General features: G+C 68.6%; 24 protein-coding genes. 16 read left to right on the top strand and 8 right to left on the bottom strand.

Annotated elements, in window-relative coordinates; translation table 11 throughout:
- Positions 1-1437: AAA family ATPase (locus A5704_RS10800; RefSeq protein ID WP_156675697.1), on the bottom strand; the 1437-nt coding region annotated here is incomplete at its 3' end.
- Positions 1438-1681: 244 nt separating this feature from the next.
- Here A5704_RS10800 and A5704_RS10795 point away from each other — a divergent pair.
- The 11 genes from A5704_RS10795 (at position 1682) to A5704_RS10745 (ending at position 11758) form a co-directional block, all read left to right on the top strand.
- Positions 1682-2344, top strand: a complete 663-nt coding sequence (locus A5704_RS10795) for a TetR/AcrR family transcriptional regulator (protein ID WP_231968980.1) — start codon at positions 1682-1684, stop codon at positions 2342-2344.
- A gap of 243 nt (positions 2345-2587) precedes the next feature.
- Positions 2588-3880, top strand: a complete 1293-nt coding sequence (locus A5704_RS10790) for an MCE family protein (protein ID WP_067888961.1) — start codon at positions 2588-2590, stop codon at positions 3878-3880.
- 56 nt (positions 3881-3936) lie between these two features.
- Positions 3937-5115 (top strand): cation:proton antiporter, encoded by a 1179-nt coding sequence (locus A5704_RS10785; protein ID WP_067888958.1) that lies wholly within the window; start codon positions 3937-3939, stop codon positions 5113-5115.
- 88 nt (positions 5116-5203) lie between these two features.
- Positions 5204-5470: a hypothetical protein gene (locus tag A5704_RS10780; protein ID WP_067780353.1), complete on the top strand. Its 267-nt coding sequence runs from the start codon at positions 5204-5206 to the stop codon at positions 5468-5470.
- Between the two features lie 109 nt (positions 5471-5579).
- Positions 5580-6578 (top strand): nitroreductase family protein, encoded by a 999-nt coding sequence (locus A5704_RS10775; protein WP_067747926.1) that lies wholly within the window; start codon positions 5580-5582, stop codon positions 6576-6578.
- Between the two features lie 32 nt (positions 6579-6610).
- On the top strand, positions 6611-7171 hold the full coding sequence (locus A5704_RS10770; protein WP_067780350.1) for a hypothetical protein: 561 nt from the start codon (positions 6611-6613) through the stop codon (positions 7169-7171).
- 59 nt (positions 7172-7230) lie between these two features.
- Complete coding sequence (locus A5704_RS10765; protein ID WP_067747922.1) at positions 7231-8355, top strand: 4Fe-4S dicluster domain-containing protein; 1125 nt, start codon at positions 7231-7233, stop codon at positions 8353-8355.
- Positions 8348-9202, top strand: a complete 855-nt coding sequence (locus A5704_RS10760) for an FAD/NAD(P)-binding protein (RefSeq protein ID WP_067747920.1) — start codon at positions 8348-8350, stop codon at positions 9200-9202. The genes A5704_RS10765 and A5704_RS10760 overlap by 8 nt, the downstream gene beginning before the upstream one ends.
- Positions 9202-9960, top strand: a complete 759-nt coding sequence (locus A5704_RS10755) for an oxidoreductase (protein ID WP_067780347.1) — start codon at positions 9202-9204, stop codon at positions 9958-9960. The genes A5704_RS10760 and A5704_RS10755 overlap by 1 nt, the downstream gene beginning before the upstream one ends.
- Entirely contained in the window at positions 9957-11249 is a 1293-nt protein-coding gene (locus tag A5704_RS10750; protein WP_067888955.1) for a Ni/Fe hydrogenase subunit alpha, read from the top strand. The genes A5704_RS10755 and A5704_RS10750 overlap by 4 nt, the downstream gene beginning before the upstream one ends.
- The gene (locus A5704_RS10745) at positions 11246-11758 is read left to right on the top strand and encodes a hydrogenase maturation protease (protein WP_067747915.1); all 513 of its coding nucleotides are present in this window, start codon (positions 11246-11248) and stop codon (positions 11756-11758) included. The genes A5704_RS10750 and A5704_RS10745 overlap by 4 nt, the downstream gene beginning before the upstream one ends.
- On the opposite strand, the gene A5704_RS10740 is transcribed toward A5704_RS10745, so the two are convergent.
- From A5704_RS10740 to A5704_RS29545, 3 genes are read right to left on the bottom strand one after another with little or no spacing between them, the layout of a single operon-like run.
- Positions 11709-12113: a DUF302 domain-containing protein gene (locus A5704_RS10740; protein ID WP_067780366.1), complete on the bottom strand. Its 405-nt coding sequence runs from the start codon at positions 12111-12113 to the stop codon at positions 11709-11711. The two genes, A5704_RS10745 and A5704_RS10740, sit on opposite strands and share 50 nt — an antisense overlap.
- An 11-nt stretch (positions 12114-12124) precedes the next feature.
- A complete protein-coding gene (locus A5704_RS10735) occupies positions 12125-13501 on the bottom strand; it encodes a trypsin-like peptidase domain-containing protein (RefSeq protein WP_231968978.1) in 1377 nt (458 codons plus the stop codon).
- Positions 13498-13626 (bottom strand): hypothetical protein, encoded by a 129-nt coding sequence (locus A5704_RS29545; RefSeq protein ID WP_255369121.1) that lies wholly within the window; start codon positions 13624-13626, stop codon positions 13498-13500. The genes A5704_RS10735 and A5704_RS29545 overlap by 4 nt, the downstream gene beginning before the upstream one ends.
- Positions 13627-13880: 254 nt before the next feature.
- On the opposite strand from A5704_RS29545, the gene A5704_RS10730 reads away from it, so the two are divergent.
- From A5704_RS10730 to A5704_RS10710, 5 genes are all read left to right on the top strand, one after another.
- On the top strand, positions 13881-14366 hold the full coding sequence (locus A5704_RS10730; protein WP_067780364.1) for a flavodoxin family protein: 486 nt from the start codon (positions 13881-13883) through the stop codon (positions 14364-14366).
- A gap of 64 nt (positions 14367-14430) precedes the next feature.
- Positions 14431-15231: an HPF/RaiA family ribosome-associated protein gene (locus A5704_RS10725; protein WP_067888952.1), complete on the top strand. Its 801-nt coding sequence runs from the start codon at positions 14431-14433 to the stop codon at positions 15229-15231.
- 96 nt (positions 15232-15327) lie between these two features.
- Positions 15328-15969, top strand: coding sequence for a hypothetical protein (locus tag A5704_RS10720; protein WP_067888949.1), 642 nt, complete (start codon positions 15328-15330; stop codon positions 15967-15969).
- 30 nt (positions 15970-15999) lie between these two features.
- Positions 16000-16791 (top strand): universal stress protein, encoded by a 792-nt coding sequence (locus tag A5704_RS10715; protein ID WP_067888947.1) that lies wholly within the window; start codon positions 16000-16002, stop codon positions 16789-16791.
- Positions 16792-16799: 8 nt separating this feature from the next.
- On the top strand, positions 16800-18206 hold the full coding sequence (locus tag A5704_RS10710) for a bifunctional lysylphosphatidylglycerol flippase/synthetase MprF (RefSeq protein ID WP_231968976.1): 1407 nt from the start codon (positions 16800-16802) through the stop codon (positions 18204-18206).
- A 7-nt stretch (positions 18207-18213) separates the two neighbouring features.
- Here the strand turns inward: A5704_RS10710 and A5704_RS10705 are convergent, their stop codons facing one another.
- From A5704_RS10705 to A5704_RS10690, 4 genes are all read right to left on the bottom strand, one after another.
- Positions 18214-18627 (bottom strand): pyridoxamine 5'-phosphate oxidase family protein, encoded by a 414-nt coding sequence (locus tag A5704_RS10705; protein WP_067780327.1) that lies wholly within the window; start codon positions 18625-18627, stop codon positions 18214-18216.
- A 102-nt stretch (positions 18628-18729) separates the two neighbouring features.
- Entirely contained in the window at positions 18730-19707 is a 978-nt protein-coding gene (locus A5704_RS10700) for an NAD(P)H nitroreductase (RefSeq protein ID WP_156669867.1), read from the bottom strand.
- A gap of 58 nt (positions 19708-19765) precedes the next feature.
- Positions 19766-20017 carry an acyl carrier protein gene (locus tag A5704_RS10695; protein WP_067747903.1) on the bottom strand — a complete coding sequence of 84 codons (252 nt, stop codon included), beginning with the start codon at positions 20015-20017 and terminating at the stop codon, positions 19766-19768.
- Positions 20018-20023: 6 nt separating this feature from the next.
- Positions 20024-20762: 2-oxo acid dehydrogenase subunit E2 (locus tag A5704_RS10690; RefSeq protein WP_197508472.1), on the bottom strand; the 739-nt coding region annotated here is incomplete at its 5' end.

Raw genomic sequence — 20762 nt, 5'->3', positions numbered from 1 at the left:
GGCGCGGTCGATGCGATCGCCGTAGACGTCCGTGCAGGCCTGCACCACGTCGGCCTCGCCGAGGACGCCTGCGCCGAAACCGTCGGTGGCCGAGGGCGCCGCGGCGCGAACGTGGTCGAGGGCGACCTGCACCTCCGGGGCCTGGTGCAGCAGGCAATGGGCCCACGCGATGGCGATCTGCAGGTTCGGCCGACTGGCCAGCAACGTCTTGGGCAGCTTGTTGACCAGCCCGAGCAGCGTCGCCATCCGGCTGTGTTCCACCAGGGGCATTGCGTGGCGTTCCACCAGATCCACCGCCCCCTCGGCATCGCCCGCGGCGATTGCGTGCGTCACCGCCTCGCCGAGCAGCCCGTGGTCGGCAAACCAGGTCGATGCGGTGCGGTGCAAGTCGGCCACCCGCTCTGGATAGTCACGTTCCAGCCGTCGGCGCAGGTGATCGGCGAACAGGTGGTGATACCGAAACCACTCGCGGTCGTCGTCGAGTGGCCGCAGGAACATGTTGCGGTGCTCGAGTTCTTCGAGGATCGTCTGCCCGCGCGGCTGACCGCTGAGGGCGGAAGTGAGCTCTCCGCAGAGGCGATCGCATATGGAGGTGGCCAGCAGGACGTCGAGCAAGTCGGGCGGCAAGGCGTTGAGGACGTTTTGGGCCAGATAGTCGCCGATGGAGCGGTGACGACCGGAGAAGGCGCTGACCAGCTCCGACGGATCTTCGCAGCCGCGCAACGACAGCGTGGCCAGCTGCAGGGCGGCGATCCAGCCGTCGGTGCTCGCCCATAGGCGGCGCACGTCGTCGTCGTTGAGCGCCAAGGCATTCAGGCCGAAGAAGGCGGCGGACTCTTCGGGGTCGAAGCGCAGATGCGCGGTGTCGACTTCGGTGACCTGGTTGCGCACTTTCAGCTTCGCGATAGCCGGCGTCTGGGTTCGGCTCGTGATGACCAGGTGCAAATTGCCCGGCCCGGTGTCGAAGAGGAAGTCCAATGCCGCGGCGGTGTCGGCACTGTCGATGAGATGCCAGTCGTCCAACACGATCACCAGCGGCCGGCGGCGTTCGGCGATCCGGTTGACGAGTTCGGCCAGCACGTAGCGCCGAGCGTGGCCCGTGTGCTGTTCGAGCAGATCGCTGAGATTGGCGGCCATCGACGGCTCGACCCGTCGTACCGCCTCGATGAGGTGCGCCAGGAAGGACACCACGTCGTTGTCGTCGCGGTCCAGGCTGAGCCACGCCACCGGGACGCCCTCGGCGAGGAGCACCCGCTGCCACTGCACGGCCAGGGTTGTCTTCCCGAAGCCGGCCGGGGCGTGGATCAACGCCAACCGCTTCGCGCGGCCGGACCGCAGCAATTCGATGAGCCGCGCGCGGGGAACCAGGCCGTCGTCATAGGTCGGGGCTTGCACCCTGGTCGCCACGACCTGCGTCGGTTGCGCTCCCGTCTGCATCCCAATCGCCTCGCCTCGAGCCTGGGCATTCCGTGGCGCTTAGTGTACTGAGGCGCTCCGCGCTGCCGTCTGTGAAGAATCCCGCCACCCGTTCGGGTAGCGAAGCGAGAAGTACGGGTGGGCGCGACGCACAGCCCGGCTTTCAGCGGTTACCGTTTAATCGAGCTGCTTATCTGCGCAGGGGAGGCGATTTGTCGGCATTGCAGCCGCTTGTGGCGTTGCCCGGCCACACACGCCAGCCGTGGTGAGCCCCTCCGCCGATGCGACTCGGCGGCAGATCATTCGGGCCGCCTCGCAGCAGTTTGCCCGGCGGCCATACCACGAGGTTGGTCTCGACGACATTCTCGCCGAGGCCGGGCTGACCAAAGGCGCCCTGTATTTCCACTTCACCTCCAAGCATGCGCTGGCGCTCGCGATGATCGACGAGCAAACGGCCGCGGTGCCTCTCGCCCTGCATGGCCTGCAGACCCGAGGGCTTTCAGGCTTGGAGACCCTCATCGACTTTTCGTTTCTGGTGGCCGTCCAGGACCTCAAGTCGGACCTGTTCAGGGCGGCGTTGAACCTGGTCGAAACGGTGGGGCAATCCGAAGCACGCCATCAGAATCTGTTCGGCCAATGGATCAAAGCGCTGGCGGCGATCGTTGAGCAGGCCATCGCCGAGGGTGACATCGATGACGACTGCGCCCCCGAGGACCTGGCCCGGATGATGCTGTCCGCGCACATGGGGCTGCGAAAAACGAGCAGTCTCGATGAACCCGAACGTTTCTTACACGACCTGCAGAAGTGCTGGACCCTCCTCCTGAACGGAATTCTGCAGCCCGATCGCAACGAGTACTTCGCCCAATTCCTCCGGCGGCGCACCGCGCTCGCCGTCCAGCAGACCCCGACGCCTGACAAGGCCGGTTAGGCGATCGGGTCAGCGCCGCGACGGCCGATTGGATTGCTGTAGCGCCTTTTCCGCGCTTGGCTGCCGCCGCCGGGTCCGACCGCCATTCTGCGAACGCCGGTTCGCATATCGCGGGACGCCACGGTACATTTTGTGGGCTTCGTTATTGCATGTGTGTGCAGGCCCCTGACAGGGGGAAGGATCGCCGCGGCACCGGGACGCTCGGCGCAGACGTAAGGGGCATTGGTGGCGACGTCTTCCCCGGTGCAGATCAATTCCCAGCGCCTACCGCCGTACCGGTGGATCGCGGTCGGCGTGCTGGTGATCCTGGCCATCGTTTTCACCCTGGTGTATGTCCAGTTCCGCGGCGGCTTCACCGCGAAGACGAAGCTGACGATGCTGGCGTCGCGGGCCGGGCTGGTGATGGATCCCGGCTCGAAGGTCACCTACAACGGGGTCGAGATCGGCCGCGTCGGCAACATCTCCGAGACCGTTCGGGACGGCAAGCCGGCCGCCAAGTTCACGCTCGAGGTGTATCCGCGCTATTTGTCGCTCATCCCGGCCAATGTGAACGCCGACATCAAGGCGACCACGGTGTTCGGCGGCAAATACGTGTCGTTGACCGCACCGGAAAACCCGTCGCCGCAACGGATCAACCCGCGCACGGTGATCGACGCGCGGTCGGTGACCACCGAGATCAACACGCTGTTCCAGACGATCGTGTCGATCAACGAGAAGGTCGATCCGGTCAAACTCAACCTGACGCTGAGCGCGGCCGCCCAGGCGCTGACCGGCCTCGGCGACAAATTCGGCCAGTCGGTGGTCAACGCCAACGCGGTCCTCGACGACGTCAATCCGCAGATGCCGCAGGCGCGGCGCGACATCCAGCTGCTGGCCGGGCTGGGCGACACCTACGCCGACGCGGCACCCGATCTGTTCGATTTCCTGAACAACGCGGTGATCACCTCGCGGACCATCAATCAACAGCAGAAGGACTTGGATCAGGCGTTGTTGTCGGCGGCCGGGTTCGGCAACACCGGCGCCGACATCTTCAGCAAGGGCGGCCCGTACCTCGCCCGGGGCGCGCAGGACCTGGTGCCGACCGCGCAGCTGCTGGACACCTACAGCCCGGCGATCTACTGCACGCTGCGCAACTACCACGACGTCGTGCCCCTCACCGGTGCGTCCGAGGGCGGATTCAACGGCTACTCGCTGAACATGAACACCGAGGCGCTGTCCGGGCTCGGGCTGCTGGCCAACCCCGTGTCGGCGGTGGCCACGATCGCCAGCCTGGTCGGCGGCCTCGCCGGTGTCGTCGGCGGCGCGCCGAACCCGTACACCTACCCCGAGAACCTGCCGCGGGTGAACGCGCGCGGCGGCCCGGGCGGCGCCCCGGGGTGCTGGCAGCCCATCACCCGTCACCTGTGGCCTGCACCGGAATTGGTGATGGACACCGGGAACAGCATCGCGCCGTACAACCATCTCGACACCGGCTCGCCGTACGCGATCGAGTACGTCTGGGGGCGCCAAGTGGGGGACAACACGATCAATCCCTAGGACTGCGGCGCGAAGAATGCAGAATAACTTCGTGCTGGCGGGCAGGGACTGTTGACGTGGCCGGGTTTGGCTTCCACACCCTGGCGCTGCTGACCGCCATCGGACTGGCCGGCCCGCTGCTGGCCGCGCTGCCGCGCCTGCGGATCCCGGTGATCATCGGTGAGCTGATCGCGGGCCTGGTCGTCGGGCGAACCGGCCTCGGCCTCGTCGACGTCACCAACCCGACGTTCCAGTTGCTCGCCAACATCGGCTTCGCACTGGTCATGTTCGTCGTCGGCACGCACGTCCCGGTGCGCGCCGGCGCGCTGCGCTCGTCGCTGCCCCGGGCGCTGGGGCGCGCGGGACTGGCCGGCGCCGTCGCGGCGGCGCTGGGTGTCGGCCTGGCGGCGGCCTTCGGAACCGGGCACGCGGCGATGTACGCGGTCCTGATGGCCTCGTCGTCGGCGGCCCTGGCGCTGCCGGTGATCGACTCGCTGAAAGTGCAAGGGCCGCAGGTGATCGCCGTGACCGCCCAGATCGCGGTCGCGGACGCCGCGTGTATCGTGCTGCTGCCGTTGGTGATTGACCTGCGGCACGCGCCGACGGCCGCGCTGGGCGCGCTGGCGGTGGCGGGCTGCGCGGTGGTGTTGTACGTGGTGCTGCGGCGATCCGACGGCTGGCGCCACCGCCTGCACGCCTACTCCGAGAAGCGCCGGTTCGCGCTGGAGCTGCGGACCAACCTCATCGTGCTCTTCGCCCTGGCGGCGCTCGCCGTGAGCGCGCGCGTGTCCGTCATGCTGGCGGGCTTCGCGGTGGGCCTGGTGGTCGGCATGGTCGGCGAACCGCGACGGTTGGCGCGTCAGCTCTTCGGCATCACCGAGGGTTTCTTCAGCCCGCTGTTCTTCGTCTGGCTGGGCGCTTCGCTGCAGGTGCGCGAGCTGGGTTCGCACCCGAAACTCATCCTGCTCGGCGCGGGGCTGGGCCTCGGCGCCGTGCTCGCGCACTGCGCAGGCAGGCTGCTCGGCCAACCGCTGACCCTGGCGGTGCTGTCGGCCGCACAGCTCGGGGTGCCGGTGGCCGCGGCGACCATCGGCACCGAGGAACACCTCCTGGTCGCGGGCGAAGCGTCGGCGCTGATGTTCGGCGCGCTGTTGACGATCGCCGCCACCTCGATCGCGGGCGCGTTCGCGGCGCGCGGCGCGGTGACCAACGGCCCTACCCCCGCGGGACCTCCGCATCCTCGAAAGCACGACTGAAGCACTTGCGGCCCGGTTGCGTTCGGCCCTGACGAAGCGCACCGGGGAAGTGGTCGGATGTATTCCAAGCTCGATCGAGGAGGGCGTGATGAGGTTCGCAAGACAACGGCACCAGCTGCGGGCCGTACCGACGGCGACGATCTACCGCGTCACCGATCGTCTCCACGGCGACCGCACCGTCCGGGTCCCGGGCCACGAGATCGCACCCATCGTGGCGGCGTGGCTGGCGGAGCTGGGCGCCCACAGCCCCCTGGTCGACGAGCTGGCGAGGGCAGCCTGCGTCGGCGACTGGTCGGCGGCCTATGCCATCGGCGATCAGCTGTCGATCGATGTGGCCATCGCACCGGCCGCCTAGCTGCGCGATTGGCCCAAAGTCCCTCCGCTTAGAGCCGTCGTGCCCTCGTGGGACGAGCGGCGATCCGCAATCGTAAATAGGAAGACGCAATACCGAAGGGGAACGACCCATGAACACCCGCTTTCCGGATGCCGGCACGGTCCGGACGGTCCTGAGTTTGGCCTCTCGGGCGCCCTCGGTGCACAACTCCCAGCCCTGGCGGTGGCGGGTCGACGCGGCGAGCCTGCATCTGTACTCCGATGACAGCCGGCAGCTGCCCAACATCGACCCGGACGGCCGGGACCTGATGCTGAGTTGCGGTGCGGCGCTGCATCACTGCGTCGTCGCGCTGGCGGCCGTCGGCTGGCTCTCCAAGGTGACCCGGTTCCCGAATCCCGCCGACCCCAGCCACCTTGCCGCGATTGAACTTTCGCCGCACCGGGCCGACTCCGTGGACATCGCGATGGCCGCTGCCATCCCGCGGCGCCGGACCGACCGGCGCAACTACAGCTCGTGGCCGGTGCCGGTGGGCGACGTCGCGCTGATGGCGGCCCGGGCGGCGCGCAGCGGGGTGACGCTGTGCCAGGTCGAAGACCTCGACAACCTGCGCAACATCGTCGCCCAATCCGTCCAGGAGCACCTGAACCAGGACTATCTGGCCGAGCTGACGGCGTGGAGTGGCCGCTACGCGTCGGTCGCAGGCGTTCCCGCCCGCAACACGCCCGCGCCGGATTCGACCGCCAAGATTCCCGGTCGCTTCTTCGCCGGCCCCGTGCTGCCGATGGCGCCCGACTCCTCACCGGCCGACGACAACGCCGTGGTCCTGGCGCTGGGCACCCGCAACGACGACCGCCTGGCGCAGCTGCGCGCCGGTGAGGCGACCAGCGTCGTGCTGCTCACCGCGACGTCACTGGGCCTGGTCAGTTGCCCGGTCACCGAACCGTTGGAGTCACCCGGAACACGCGCGGCGGTTCAATCCGACATCTTCGGTGACAGCAACTACCCCCAGATGCTGCTACGGGTGGGGTGGGCGCCGATCAACGCGGACCCGTTGCCCGCCACGCCGCGGCGCGAACTGGGAGACTTCGTCGAGTGGATGGCCGATCACGAACACCGGGTCGCCCTCTGAACCGGCGAAATCGTTGCGGCGCAGAGGACACCATGGACACGTTCACCTTCAACCCACGCCGCTGGCGGGTGGCACGCGTTTTCGGCCGCAACCCCTTGCTCCGCCGCTCGGATCGCATCGAAGCGTTGGTCGTCCTGGTCGCGCTGGCCGTGTCCCTGATCGCCGTTCCCGTCGCCGGCGTGGCGGGCGCGGTGACCTACGGCGCGCGGGACCGGGTGTACATCCAGGAGGCGCACGACCGGCACCGCGTGCGGGCAACGGTCACCGACGCCCTGGTCGAGGAGCTGGGCGTGACTGTCGTGCAAGCGAAGTGGGCCGGGCCAAAGGGGGACCGCGTCGGACCGCTGGCGGTCAGCGAGCAGGCCAAGGTCGACGGAACCGTCGAAATCTGGGTGGACGCGGACGGCAACCCGGTGATGCCTCCCACCCCCACCTGGCTGGCCGTGGCCGAGGCGGTCGGCGTCGCGGGGGTGACGGCGCTGGCGGTGGCCGTTGCGATGGCGGTGCTTGTCGCCGTCGTCCGCGCCCGGCTGGATCGTGCCCGTGACGCAATGTGGGAACGCGACATCGAGTTCCTCGCCGAGGCCTCGTAACCGGTGCGTCCGTTGTCCAACCCCTATACAGCACAGCCGAACTGGAAGATGATGAGCCGATGATCGGATACGGCGAGGATTCCGGTGCCGCGTCATTCGGCACCGCCGGGTTGCACCGCCTCGTCGAGGTCCTGATCGAGCGCGGATACCGCGTGATCGGTCCGACGTTGCGGGACAACGCGATCGTCCTCGATCAATTGGAGTCCGCCGCGGACCTACCGCGAGGGTGGGGCGTGGAGGTGGCACCCGGGCACTACCGGGTGCGCCGCCGCGACGATGACGCCGCGTTCGGGCACTCGTCCGGGCCGCAGTCGTGGAAGCAGTTTCTGCACCCGGCACGGCGCCGGTTGTGGGCCGGCTCCCGGGACGGTTTCAGCGACGGCGAAGCGGAAGAGGAGATTCCGCGCTACGCGTTCCTGGGCGTGCGCGGGTGTGACCTGGCGGCGATCGCGACGCTCGATCGGGTGCTCGGCCGCGGGCAGCTTCCCGACAGCTCCTTCGTGCGCCGGCATCGGCAGATCTTCGTGATCGCGGTCAACTGCACCGAGCCCGGGGGGCTGTGCTTTTGCGCCTCGATGGGTACCGGGCCCGCGGCCGGTCCGGGCTACGACCTGGCGCTCACCGAGCGGCTCGACGGTGACGACGTGACCTACGTGGTCGAGGTGGGCACCCCGGATGGCGCCGACGTCCTCGCGGCCGTCCCGCATCGGACCGCCGAAGACGCGGAGATCGGTTCCGCGCGTGACGCGGTGGAGGCCGCCTCCCATCGCATGGGCCGCCAGATGCCCGAGGTGAATCTTCGCGATTTGCTGGTCCGTTCGCGCGAATCGCCGCAATGGGACGAGGTCGCCAGCCGCTGCCTGACGTGTGGCAACTGCACGATGGTGTGTCCCACCTGCTTCTGTACCAGCACCGAAGACGTCAGCGATCTGACCGGTGAGCACGCGGAGCGCTGGCTGCACTGGGCCTCGTGCTTCGAGCCCGATTTCACCTACATCCACGGGGGCGGCAGCGTCCGCCAGTCCGGCGCCTCGCGGTACCGACATTGGCTGACCCACAAACTCGGCACCTGGCACGACCAGTTCGACATGTCCGGGTGCGTCGGCTGCGGGCGGTGCATCGCCTGGTGTCCCACCGGCATCGACATCACCGAGGAGATGAACAAGATGGCCCGCGATGACTGACGCGGCGGCGGTCGCCGCGCCCCCGTCGGTGATGGCGCCCAACCCGTATCGGGTGCGCAGCCGCGTCGTGGAAAGCCCGGACTCGGCCACCCTGTGCCTGGAACCGCTCGGCGAGGTGTTGCGCGCACCGCAGCCCGGAGAGTTCATGATGCTCTACGCGTTCGGCGTCGGCGAGGCCGCGATTTCGATCAGCGGTGATCCCACCGTCACCGACGGCTCGATCACGCACACGATCCGCGCGGTCGGCGCGGTCAGTCGCGCCCTGCACGACGCGCAGCCGGGAACCGTGATCGGTGTCCGGGGCCCGTTCGGCACCACCTGGGGGCTCGAGGAGGCCGTCGGCCGCGATCTGGTCATGGTCGCCGGCGGCGTCGGCCTGTGCCCCTTGCGTCCGGCGATACTCGGGGCGCTGGCCGAGCGGTCGCGCTACGGCAAGGTGACGCTCGTCGTGGGCGCCCGGTCGCAGGCCGACTTCGTCTTCGCCGCTCAGCTCGAAAAGTGGGCGCAGGATCCGAAAATCGAACTGCATTTGATCGTCGACGCCAAGACGCCGGGCTGGGACGGTGAGGTCGGCCTGGTCACCGAGCCACTCGGCCGACTCGTCCTGGACCCCGGTCGGACGACCGCCTTCCTGTGCGGACCCGAGCCGATGCTGCGGTTCGGCGCCGAGGCCCTGCTCGCGAAAGGCGTTGCGGCCGAGAATATTCGAGTATCCCTGGAGCGAAACATGCAGTGCGGTGCGGGATTGTGCGGTCACTGTCAGCTGGGGCCGCTGCTGCTGTGCCGCGACGGCCCGGTAGTCGGCTACGACGTCGCCGGGCCGCTGCTGCGGGTGAAGGAGCTGTGATGAGCCGACCCACCCTGGCCGTGTGGAAGTTCGCCTCCTGCGACGGATGTCAGCTGACCCTGCTGGACTGCGAGGACGAACTGCTCACCCTCGCCGACCAGGTGCAGATCGCCAACTTCGCCGAGGCCTCCAGCGCGACGGTCGACGGCCCCTACGACGTGTCTTTGGTCGAGGGCTCGATCACCACCCGGCACGACTTGCAGCGCATCCAGGAGATCCGGGAGCAATCGAAGGTGCTGGTCACCATCGGGGCGTGCGCGACGGCCGGGGGAGTGCAGGCGCTGCGCAACTTCGCCGACATCACCGAGTTCACCTCCGTCGTCTATGCCAGGCCGGAATACATCGACACGCTGGCGACGTCCACGCCGGCCTCCGCCCATGTCAAGGTCGATTACCAGTTGCCGGGCTGCCCGATCGACCGGGGCCAACTGCTCGACACCCTGGCGGCCCTGCTGATCGGGCGCAAGCCACGGCTGCCGGCCAAGACGGTGTGCACCGAGTGCAAGCTCCGCGGGGTGACGTGTGTGGTTGTCGCCGAGGGGATTCCGTGCCTGGGGCCGGTCACCCACGCCGGCTGTGGGGCGTTGTGCCCGAGTCATCATCGCGGTTGCTACGGCTGCTTCGGGCCGTCCGCGGCGCCGCGGACCGCGACGCTGATCCCGCTGTTGCGCCGCGACGGCATGTCCGAGGGCGGCGTCGACCGGGTGTTCTCGACGTTCAACGTCGCCACCTTCGCGGCCGAACGGAGCAAGCCGTGAACCCGTCCGAACGCACGCTCAGCGTCGGCGCGTTGACCCGCGTGGAAGGCGAAGGCGCGCTGCACGTCACGCTGCGAGACGGTGCGCTGCACAGCGTGCAGCTCAACATCTACGAGCCGCCGCGGTTCTTCGAGGCGTTCCTGCGCGGACGCGCCCACACCGAGCCGCCCGACCTGACGGCCCGGGTCTGCGGCATCTGCCCGGTCGCCTATCAGGTCAGCTCCTGCAACGCGATCGAGGAGGCCTGCGGCGTGCGGGTGGACGAGCAGCTCGTCGCGTTGCGGCGACTGCTGTACTGCGGCGAGTGGATCAACAGTCACGCGCTGCACATCTACCTGCTGCACGCGCCGGACTTCCTCGGCTACCCCGACATCGTCGGGATGGCCCGCGACCACCGGGAGATCGTCGAGCGGGGGCTCGCGCTGAAGAAGGTGGGCAACCGGCTGATGGAATTCGTCGGGGGCCGGGCGATACACCCGGTGAACGTGCGTCTAGGTGGATTCTACTCCATGCCAACGCGTTTGGAGTTCCAGCCGATCGAGGAGGAGTTGCGCCGCGCGCTGGACGACGCGGTGGCGACGGTCGAGTGGGTGGCGGGATTCGAGTTCCCCGACCTCGAGCTGGACCACGAGTTCCTGGCGCTCACCGCGCCGGGCGCCTACCCGATCGAGAACGGCGTCATCGCGCGCAGCGCCGGTCCGGCCTTCGACGTGGCCGACTTCACCGACCACATCGTCGAATCGCAGCTGCCGCACTCCACCGCCCTGCACGCGACCCTCGACGGCGGTCGCTACCTGACCGGCCCGCTGGCCCGGTACTCGCTGAACGCGGCGGCGTTGTCGCCGATCGCCGCGCAAGCCGCCGCTCGGGCCGGCTTGTCGGGCGAATGCCGAAACCCGTTCCGCAGCATCGTCGTCCGCGCCGTCGAAGTGGTCTACGCGATCGAGGAGTCGCTGCGCATCATCGCCGAATACCGGCGCCCGGCGCGGCCGTTCGTCGATGTCCCGGCGCGGGCCGGCGTCGGCCACGGGGTCAGCGAGGCGCCGCGCGGCCTGCTGTACCACCGCTACCGGATCGAGGAGGACGGGCTGGTGTCGGCGGCGACGATGATCCCGCCGACGTCGCAGAACCAGGGGGCCATCGAGGCCGACCTGGCCCGCCTGGTCTCGGGCAACCTCGCGCTCGACGATGCCGCATTGACCGAGCTGTGCGAGCAGCTGATCCGCAGCTACGACCCCTGTATCTCGTGCTCGGCGCACTTTTTGAGGCTGACGGTGGAGCGGGGATGACCGCGGATGAGTCAGCGGCCGCCGGCCGGGTCGCCGTCATCGGGCTCGGCAACGGCTACCGGCGCGACGACGGTGTCGGCGTCGCCGCCGCCGACGCGTTGCGCGATCTCGCGTGGCCCAATGTCGTTGTGCGAACCGGTATCGCCGAGCCGATGGGGCTCATCGAGGCGTGGACGGGGGCGGGACTGGCGGTCGTCATCGACGCGGCGATCGCCGAACCGGCGGACCCGGGTCGCATCCACCGCATTGACGTGGACGGCGTGCCCGCCCAGCCCGGGGGTTTGAGCTCGCACCACATCGACATCGGCCGCACCCATGCCCTGGCTCGAGCGCTCGAACGGGTACCCGGCGCGATCGTGGTCTTCGCCGTCGAGGCGGCGGACACCGGCCCGGGGGCCGGGCTGAGCCCTCGCGTCGCCCGCGCGGTGCCGATGCTGGTCGGTATGGTGGCCGCCGAAATCAATCGCTTTCGGTCAGCGACGCGATCGCAGCACGCAGGTTCTCGGTGACCTCGGCGGCGATGGTGACCAGCGCCGGCTCGCCGGTCACCTCGACCAGGAGGCCGGGATCCATCGCCTCGACGATCACGCTGCCCGCGTCACCCGGGTCGGCGCGCACCAACATGTTGCACGGCAGCAGCAGCCCGATCTCCCGATCGACGTTGATCGCCCGGTACGCCAACTCCGGATTGCAGGCGCCCAGGATGAGGTAATCCTCCAGCTCCACGCCGAGCTGCGCCTGCAGCCTTGCTCTGACGTCGATTTCGGTCAGAACGCTGAAACCTTGCTGCGCAAGGGCTTCCCGGGTGCGGGCCACCGCTTCGTCGAACCCGGACGCCAATCTGATGGATAGTCCCGCGTCCACCGCGCCCTCGGTCAAGATATCAGCCCGGTTCCTCGCGTCGCCGCGGGAAGATCGATGTGCTTGCCGCAGTTGGGGCAGAACCGTTCGGTCGGATGATGCTCGGCGCCGCAGTGCGCGCAGAAGTGTGGTTCGTCGTCCTCCTCATGCCGGGGCATCAGGCGCAGCGGCTGCACGTCGGGCGTCGGGGGGCGGCGCCTGCTGCGGCCGAGGATGGCCACCCCGGCGGCGAGGCCGATCACCGACGCGACGCTGATCACGATGTACCACAACAGATTCGCGCCGCTCAGCGACGAGGAGTCGCCGTATTGCTGGCGCAGGTTGACCGCCGTTGTCTTGAGGTCCTCCAGGCCCGGGTAGCCGGGTGACATGGCCAGCGTCTGGTCGAAAGCGGCGATCGCGTCGGTGTAGTGGCCGGCGTAGAAGGCGGTCAGCCCCTTGCGATAGAACTGGTCGGCCGGTCCGAGCGTCGGCTTGACGCCCTTACCGGCCATGATGGCAGCGACACCGTCGGCCGGGCCGATGAAGTTGAACGGCTGCGTTTCGCCGGCGGGTGCGAAGCTGTTCACGCCGATCACCTTGCCGTTCAACCCGATTGTCGGGCCACCGCTCATGCCTTCGGTCATCGCGGCGTCGATCTCGTACGTCGGATTCGTTCCCGAGACGGACTTCTTGCTGACCTTGCCGCTCTTGTAGGTGGGGTCCAGCGAAGCGCCGGTGACGTTCTGCGTGCTCTCGGGGAAGCCGACCGCGAGGACGGGCGTGCCGATGGTCACCTCGGCGTCGGTGGCGAGCTCGGACGACGGAAGGTTTTGCTTGGCCACCTTCAGCAGAGCGGCGTCGCCCTTTCCCAGCGGCCGGAACTCGACGACGTTGGCGACGACCTTGTCCGCGAGTTTGGTTCCCGTACCGGACATCAGCGCGATACCGACATGGGGCCCCTGGCCGACGGCGTCGCCTTCCACCCGCGCGTTCTTCTGCAACCACTCCAATGTGGCCGCGGGGTCGCTCGACTCGGGCGCATTCGGAAACTCGCTTCGATACTCTTCGACGGCCCGCTTGAGTATCAGTTCCGTGGCGCTCGCGGGGTCCACGCAGTGACCTGCCGTCGCCACCCACCCGTCGGGGTTGACGACGAAGGCCGTGCAGTTCCAGGTCGCCAGGAACGGCATGCTGGATCCCCGCCCGAATTGCGACAGGATCTCACCGCTGGGCAACCGGACCAAGCCGTAGCCCTCACCGGCAAGATACATGATGGACGGCCGGATCAGGGCCGCCGCCCGCTCCTCCGGCTTTGCCTGCGGCCGCCCGCTGTCGGCGGCGGCGACGCCAGGCGCACCGGCGAGCAGCAGCAGCGCCGCCGCCAGCACCGCCGTCATTCGTCGGCTCACGGCCGGGCCATCGACGACGGGTGCCTGCGCATCGACTCGAGCAGCTCGGCTTCGTAGCGCCGCGCCGAAACCCACGCCGGGTGCGACTCGAGGATGATTACCTCCGCCCCGACAACGCTTGGCACGGTATTGCGCTTCGTTCTCGGAACTGTCACGGTCACAACACTTATTTGACCGGTTCGCCGGACTTGCCGATAGGGACCGAAGTCCCGACCGCGAGGGACCTCCGTTCTTCCGCCCTGAGCCCGCCCTCCACCAGGGCTGATTCGACGAAAAGTGACCAAGGCCCTCAAGCCGCTGTGCCTTTGCGCCCTTACCGGGTCGACGGTCGCTACGCAGCATGGAATCGTCCAGCCACGTTTGCACGAAGGAGCGGGCCATGAGGTCGCTGATAGTGTGCGCTTCCAGATCCCACGGCAACACCCGGCTGGTGGCCGACCGGATGGCCGAGGTTCTGGGCGCCGAGGTCGTCACCCCCGAGTCGGTCGGACCCGAGATCGTTCGTGACTACGACCTCGTCGGTTTCGGCTCCGGCATCTACTACATGATGGCCGACGCGAGGTTGCGGAGATTGATCAGCCGGCTCCCGGCCACCGACCACCGCACCGCGGCCTTCACGTTCTTCACCAGCGGAGCGCGCGAGATTCCGCTGTTGGGTTACCACAGGCCGATTCGCGACAAGCTCGAGCAAAAGGGCTTCACGGTGGTCGGATCGTTCTCCTGCCGGGGGTTCGACACGGTGGGACCCTTCGGGTTCATCGGCGGCATCAACCGGGGGCGGCCCAACGAACACGACCTCGACCGGGCCGCGGCGTTCGCCACCCGGATGCGCAAACGGGCCGGGGGCTCCCAGGCGGCGTCATGACGACGGCCGATCGGTGACTTTTGGCCCTGTCCCGCAACAGTTTCCGTGACGTAGCACTTAACCTATGAGTCACAAATCCCCAGCGCCACAGGAGATGGACGTCCAGGTCACCGCCCGTGACGAACTCCCCGCGGCGGCCGAATATGCGCGCCGCAAGATCGGTGAGCTGACGCGGTACACGAGCCGGCCGGTCCTGCACGCCCGGGTGCGGCTGACCCGGCACCGCGATCCGGCCGTGCAGCGGCCGGTCGTCGCCCAGGCCAACCTCGATGTCGACGGGCGGCCGGTCCGCGCCCAGGTGCAGGCCGACACGGCGTGGGAAGCCGTCGATCTTCTCGCGGCGCGGCTGCGTCGCCGCCTGCAACGCGCCGCCGACCACTGGGAGGCGCGCCGCGATGAGTTGCCGGCGGGAGCCGACGAATGGCGGTACGAGTCCGAGACGGCCCACCGGCCGAATTACCTTCCCCGCCAGACGAACCACCGACGCGTCATCCGACGCAAGTCGTTCACGTTGGCGCCCTGCACCCTCGACGAGGCCGCCCGCGAACTCGAGCTGCTCGACTACGACTTTCACCTGTTCACGGAGAAGGGCACCGGCACCGCCGGTGTGCTGTATCGCGGCGGGCCCACGGGGTACCGCCTGGCGCTGGCGGCGCCGGGGATGGCCGACCGGGTGAGTCCACACGCGCTGCCCGTCACCATCAGCTCACAACCGCTGCCCTGCCTCACCGAAGAGGGAGCCGAAGACCGGCTGGCCATGCTCGGCCTGCCGTTCCTGTTCTTCATCCATGCCGTCTACGGCTGCGCCAGCGTGCTATACCACCGCTACGACGGGCATTACGGACTGATCACCCCGGCCGGCTAGGGCGGCGCTTCCCGCGGGTGCGCAGGGCATATTGGCGGCCGCACCAAGGACCTAGGACCCTCGCAGGCATCGGGGCGCTCCGCGCACACTGGCGCCATGGCCAACACGAGAAAGCGCTTCGCCCAGACCGCTGCGCTGCTCACCGTGCTGTACTGCGCGCGCAGGTACTACCGCAATTGGGGCGCAACCAAGGCCGAGTCGCAGCTGCGGGTCCCGGGGGACATGTTGGTGGCCGATCCGGCCGTGCAGACGACCGAGGCGGTCGACATCGACGCGACCGCGGCCGAGGTGTGGTCCTGGCTGATGCAAATGGGCCGGGACAGGGCGGCGGGCGGCATCCAGGGGCCGGAAACCGTTGCGGGACGGGCCGATAACGGGAGCCTGCGGGTGGGGGACGTGATCCGCCTGGCTCCCGAGGGCTGGCGGGGGTTGCCGGACGGGGTGACGTTGCGGATCACGGAGATCGCGCCCGAGAAGTATGTCGTGCTCAATGCCATGCGATCCGAACCGCGCTGGACCGCGGTCCTGTCGTTTCACCTGCAACCGCACTGGGAGGACCGGGTCCGGCTTCTCGCGCGCGCCCGAATCGGCTTGCGCTACCCCGGCGAGGTGTTCGTCCTTGAACTGGCCCGGCCGATGATCTCCCTCGGGACGCGTGGCCTGTTGCTCGCCGTCAAGCGCCGCGCGGAGCGCCTCGCCCCCGCCGTGCCGATCCGCTCGTCCATCCAAACGCGCTGACACACTTTCGACAGCGGAAGGGGTCCGACGATGAAACCGATACTGGTGGGAATCGACGGTTCGTCGGCGGCGATCGCGGCCGCGCTGTGGGGCGTCGACGAGGCCATCACCCGCGGCGTTGCACTGCGTCTGGTCTCCGTCATCAAACCGACGCACGAGGCACCGGAAGACTACGAGCGCGACGTAGCGCACGCCGAGAAGTCGCTCGGGCAAGCGCGGTTGGCGGTTGAGGCCACGAAGAAGGCCGTGCCGCTGGAAACCGAGGTGGCGCGGGGCCCCGCGGGTTCGGTGCTGCTGGAGGCGTCGTCGGATGCCGCGCTGATCTGCGTCGGCTGTGTTGGCATCGGGCGCTACGCCCGCTCGATCGTGGGTTCGACGGCGACCGAACTCGCCGAGAAGGCGCAATGCCCGGTGGCGGTCCTGCGGACCGGCTCCGACCGGCCGCCACCGGACATCAATTGGATCGTGGTCCGCATGACGGACACACCCGACAACGACGCCGTCGTGAGTTTCGCTGCGGCGGAGGCGAAACTGCGACGCGCTCCCATGCTCGTCCTCGGTGGCCGCCCCGAGGAACTCACCGAGCACGGCGACGGCGCGTTCGAACGCCGGGTGGCGGACTGGGGGCGGCAATACCCCGAGGTGCGCGTCTACCCGATCACCACGAGGCAGGGCATCGCGGGCTACCTGAGCGCCAACGACGAGCGAGTACAACTCGCCGTGATCGGCGCGGACGAGGCGCGGCAGCTGGCGCAGTTGGTCGGACCCCAAGGACACCCGCTCTTCCGCCACCCCGAATGCTCCGTGCTCGTGGTGCGCTAGAGCGCGCGGTGAAAATCAGTCCCGAGAGCCGCGGCGCCAACACGGCGCGGGGCGGGGAACGGATCTTGGTGGGCGCCGATGCGCCCGCGGCGCGCCGCGTCAGCGTGCTGATGCTGCTGTGCGTCCTGCTCTGGTTCGTGGTGCTGGTCGCCCGCGAATATCTGGGCTATGAACGCGTCGCCCCGGGCCGGTTCGGCTGGTCGATGGCGCTGCTGGGGGCGGCCGCCTTGATCGCGCGCGGCGTCTTTCTCGGCCGTCCGGTGACCACCGCACATGCGGTGTACGCCGCCGCCGCGGTGGCGGCCGGGCTCGGGGCGCATGTCGCGTCCTGGACGGTGCTGGGCAATGTCCTGATCGCCGGCAGCGGGCTCGCGCTGACGCTGCCCACCACGGTGCGGGCGCAGCCGGAGCTGCTGGGCCGGGTGTGGGGTCTGGTCGACGCCACGCGCGGAGATCCGTTGGCGCCGTTCGCGATGCATTCGAGCAAGAGCTATCACTTCAACACCGAGGGCACTGCGGCGATCGCCTACCGAACGCGGCTGGGTTTCGCCGTGGTGAGCGGCGATCCGATCGGTGATGTGACCCGATTCGATGAGCTGGCAGTTGATTTCGTCCGCATGTGCCGCGGCCGGGGCTGGCAGATCATCGTGTTGGCCGCGGGTGAACGCCACCTCGGGCTGTGGCGCAGGGACACGGTCGGCCAGCCGATGCTGTCGGTGCCGATCGGCCGCGATGTCGTCGTCGACATCCGCCACTTCACCCTGAGGGGGCGCCGCTTTCGCAACCTGCGCCAGGCTGTTCAGCGCACCCGCAACTGCGGCGTCACGACCGAGATCGTCGACGAACAGCACCTCAGTGGCACGATGCTGGCCGAGCTGACCGAGGTGTTGTACGCCGCGCACCGGGCCGCGCGCACCGACCGCGGCTTCTGCATGAACCTCGACGGCGCGCTGCAGGGCCGCTTCCCGGGCGTCTCGCTGGCCATCGCGCGGGACAGGGACGGGCGTGCGGTCGCGTTTCACCGATACCTCACCGCCGGCGGGGGTTCCGAGGTCAGCCTGGACGTGCCGTTCCGTCGCCCGGACGCGCCCAACGGCGTCGACGAGCGGCTCAGCGTCGACATGATCGCTCACGCGGAACAATCTGGGGGAGAGCGTCTTTCCCTCGCCTTTGCGGCGTTTCCGGAAATCTTCGAAGCGACGCGGCCGGGCCTGCTGCAGCGGGCCGCGCTGCGGCTGATCCACCTGTTGGACCCGCTGATCCGGCTGGAGTCGTTGTACCGGTACCTGCGCAAGTTCCACGCGCTGTCGAACCGGCGCTACGTGGTGCTGTGCGCCCATCACATTCCGGCGGCGCTGATGGTGCTGCTGTCGCTGGAGTTCGTGCCGCGGCCGCGGCGGATGCGGTCCGGTTAGCCGCGCATCACTCCGCGGCACCGAAACGGAACCGGCGGCCCGTGACGATCTCGGGGACGATCCGCACGAAATGTGACTTCTCCGAGGCCGTCCAGGGCAGTACCTGGGCGCGTTCGGCCTCCTCGATGTCCTCGTTGCTGCGCAGAGAGCGCGCGGTGCCCTTGATGATCACGCTCCACCCCTCGGCGACGTTGTGGTCGTCGACCTCGAACAGCACCCGGTTGTTGATCGCGGTGCTGACCAGTTTGGTCCCCTCGGCGGTGCGGAACAGCACCGTGTGGCGCTGGACGGCGAAGTTGACCGGGAAGATCTCGGGCTGACCGCCGACGCTGGTGACCAGGCGGCCCAGCGTCACGCCCGCGATCAGATCCCAGCATTCGTTCACCGGCAGGATGGACACCCCATCGTCGATCAGTGACATCAGTCGTCCCCTTCATCGAAAAGCGCTACACACCCGATGGTATTGCGCGAGCCCGGCGCGGGCGTCGGCCGAAAGTCCCGCGGGCCGGGGACCAATGATCGTTTACCGGATCTGCAGCACATCGTTCAACCGGCGCCGCGGGGTTGCCGGCGGGAGCTGTTCCATCGGCGGCGCGATCCCCACGCGGATCAGCGCCTGTGGCTCGCCGTACCGACCCACCAGGTCGCGCACGATGTCCCGGCTTTCCTCGAGCTCGATCAGATGGGTGAGCGGGCAGGTCGCCATCCCGGCGACCGTGCATTCCAGCAGCACCGTCGACAGCACCTCGCCGCACCGCAACACGTCGGACCTGGTGTCTCCGGGCGTGCACAGCACCAGGATTTTCGCCCAATCGACCTTGACGTCGCCGCGGCGGTCCGCGTGGCTCCTGACCGGAAAGCTGCGGGCCACGTCCACCCGCCAGCTCTCCTTGTCGGAGGCCAGCGCGCTGGGCGGCATCCCCTCGGCCAACACGAACGACGAAGTCCACCAGTCGAGTTCGGCGTGATAGTACGAGTCGTCGCGGCGCAGCTCCTCGGTGAGCTGCGACGCCTGCACCAGCAGGGGGCGCACCTCATCGGCCAACACGTCGAGGCTGACCACCTTGTCGTCGAAGGTCTCCCGCAGGGCGGGTTCGAACAGCTCCCAATAGGTGGGTCTGCCCAGCGGAAGCCGGTCGGTGCGACGCTGCAGGATCGCCTCCGCGCGGCGGTGCTGGGCCTCGGTGACGTGCTCGAGCGGGCTGAACGTGACCGTGGCCAGCTGGTCGGGGTCGTCCGGGTCGGGAAGCCGCTGGACTTTCGGTTCCCAGCCCGCGGCGGTCATGGCGACGCAGAGGTGGTTCAGCACGGCGCCACAACTCAGGATCACTTCCCGGCCCGAATAGTCGGTAGCGGGTATCGCCCTGCGACGGTCGACGAACAGGCGCAGGGCACCGCCCTCGGACACCCAGCGCCAGGGCTGGCTGTTGTGCACCGAGGGGGCGCGGCAGGCGAGCAGCACCGCCTTTTCGAGCACCTCGATCTCGGGCGTCTTGCCCATGATGCGACCCCCTGTCCCTTGCCCGCGAAAGATGATGTCCCCGTTCGCGATTGGCGGCTCACACCGTGGACGCGTTCTTCTCCACGTAGGTCACCACGTCGGACAGGGTGCGCAGCGTCGCATAATCCGACTCGGGGATGTCGACGTGCAGTCGCTTGTGAATCCCGCGCAGGAAGCTCAGCCAGTCCATGGAATCCAGGTCCACCTGGTCGCGCAGCAGCACGTCGTCGGCGATGTCTTCGGGGTCGACCTCCGGGGCGATGCTCGTGAGTACCGACAGCACCACGGTACGAGTGTCTTCATTGGTCATAGCGCCTCACTTCTCTAGGAGGTCGGGCTGCTGGAGCAGCTCGTTGATGGCGGCGAGGAAGAGCGCGCCCCGGTGCCCGTCGCTGGCACGGTGGTCGGCGGCGAGCGTGGCCTGTACGGTGGTGACGACCCGGATTCCACCGTCGATGACGCAGACCCGCTCGGCGGGCTGGCCGAATCCGACGATCGCGACCTGCGGCGGGTAGATGACTCCGAAGACCGCATCGACGCCCTGATCGCCGAGGTTGGTGACGGTGATGGTCGGGTCCGACATCTCCGAACTGCGCAGCGAGAACGACCGCGCCCGCCCGACCAGGTCGGTGAGGTCGTCCATCAGCTCGTCCAGCTTCTTTTCCGGAACGTCGTGAATCGCGGGCGCGACCAGGCCGCCGCCGCGCAGCGATATCCCGACCCCGACGTGAACGCCGTTGGCGGGCTCGAACCCGTCTTCCCGCCAGAATCCGTTGAACTCAGTGAACCGCTGCGCGGCGACGCCGACGGCCTTGAGCAGCAGGACGGCCGGCAGCACTCGTTCGTCGATCGATCGCTGCGCGTTACGCGTCGTCAACCACGACAACGACTTCTCCAGCATGATTTCTTCGGCCAGGTAGTAGTGCGGGATCTCCCGCTTGGACCGGCTCATCGCCGCGGCGATCGACTTGCGCATCTGTGTCGCACGGTCGGCCGCCGTCGGCTTGGTTCCCGGCTGGGCGACGGGCTTGGACGCGGCCGGCTTGGCCGCCGCG

The organism is Mycobacterium sp. E735 (assembly GCF_001666955.1).
Classification (GTDB): Bacteria; Actinomycetota; Actinomycetes; order Mycobacteriales; family Mycobacteriaceae; genus Mycobacterium.
This window is presented reverse-complemented; position numbering and strand designations above follow the sequence as displayed.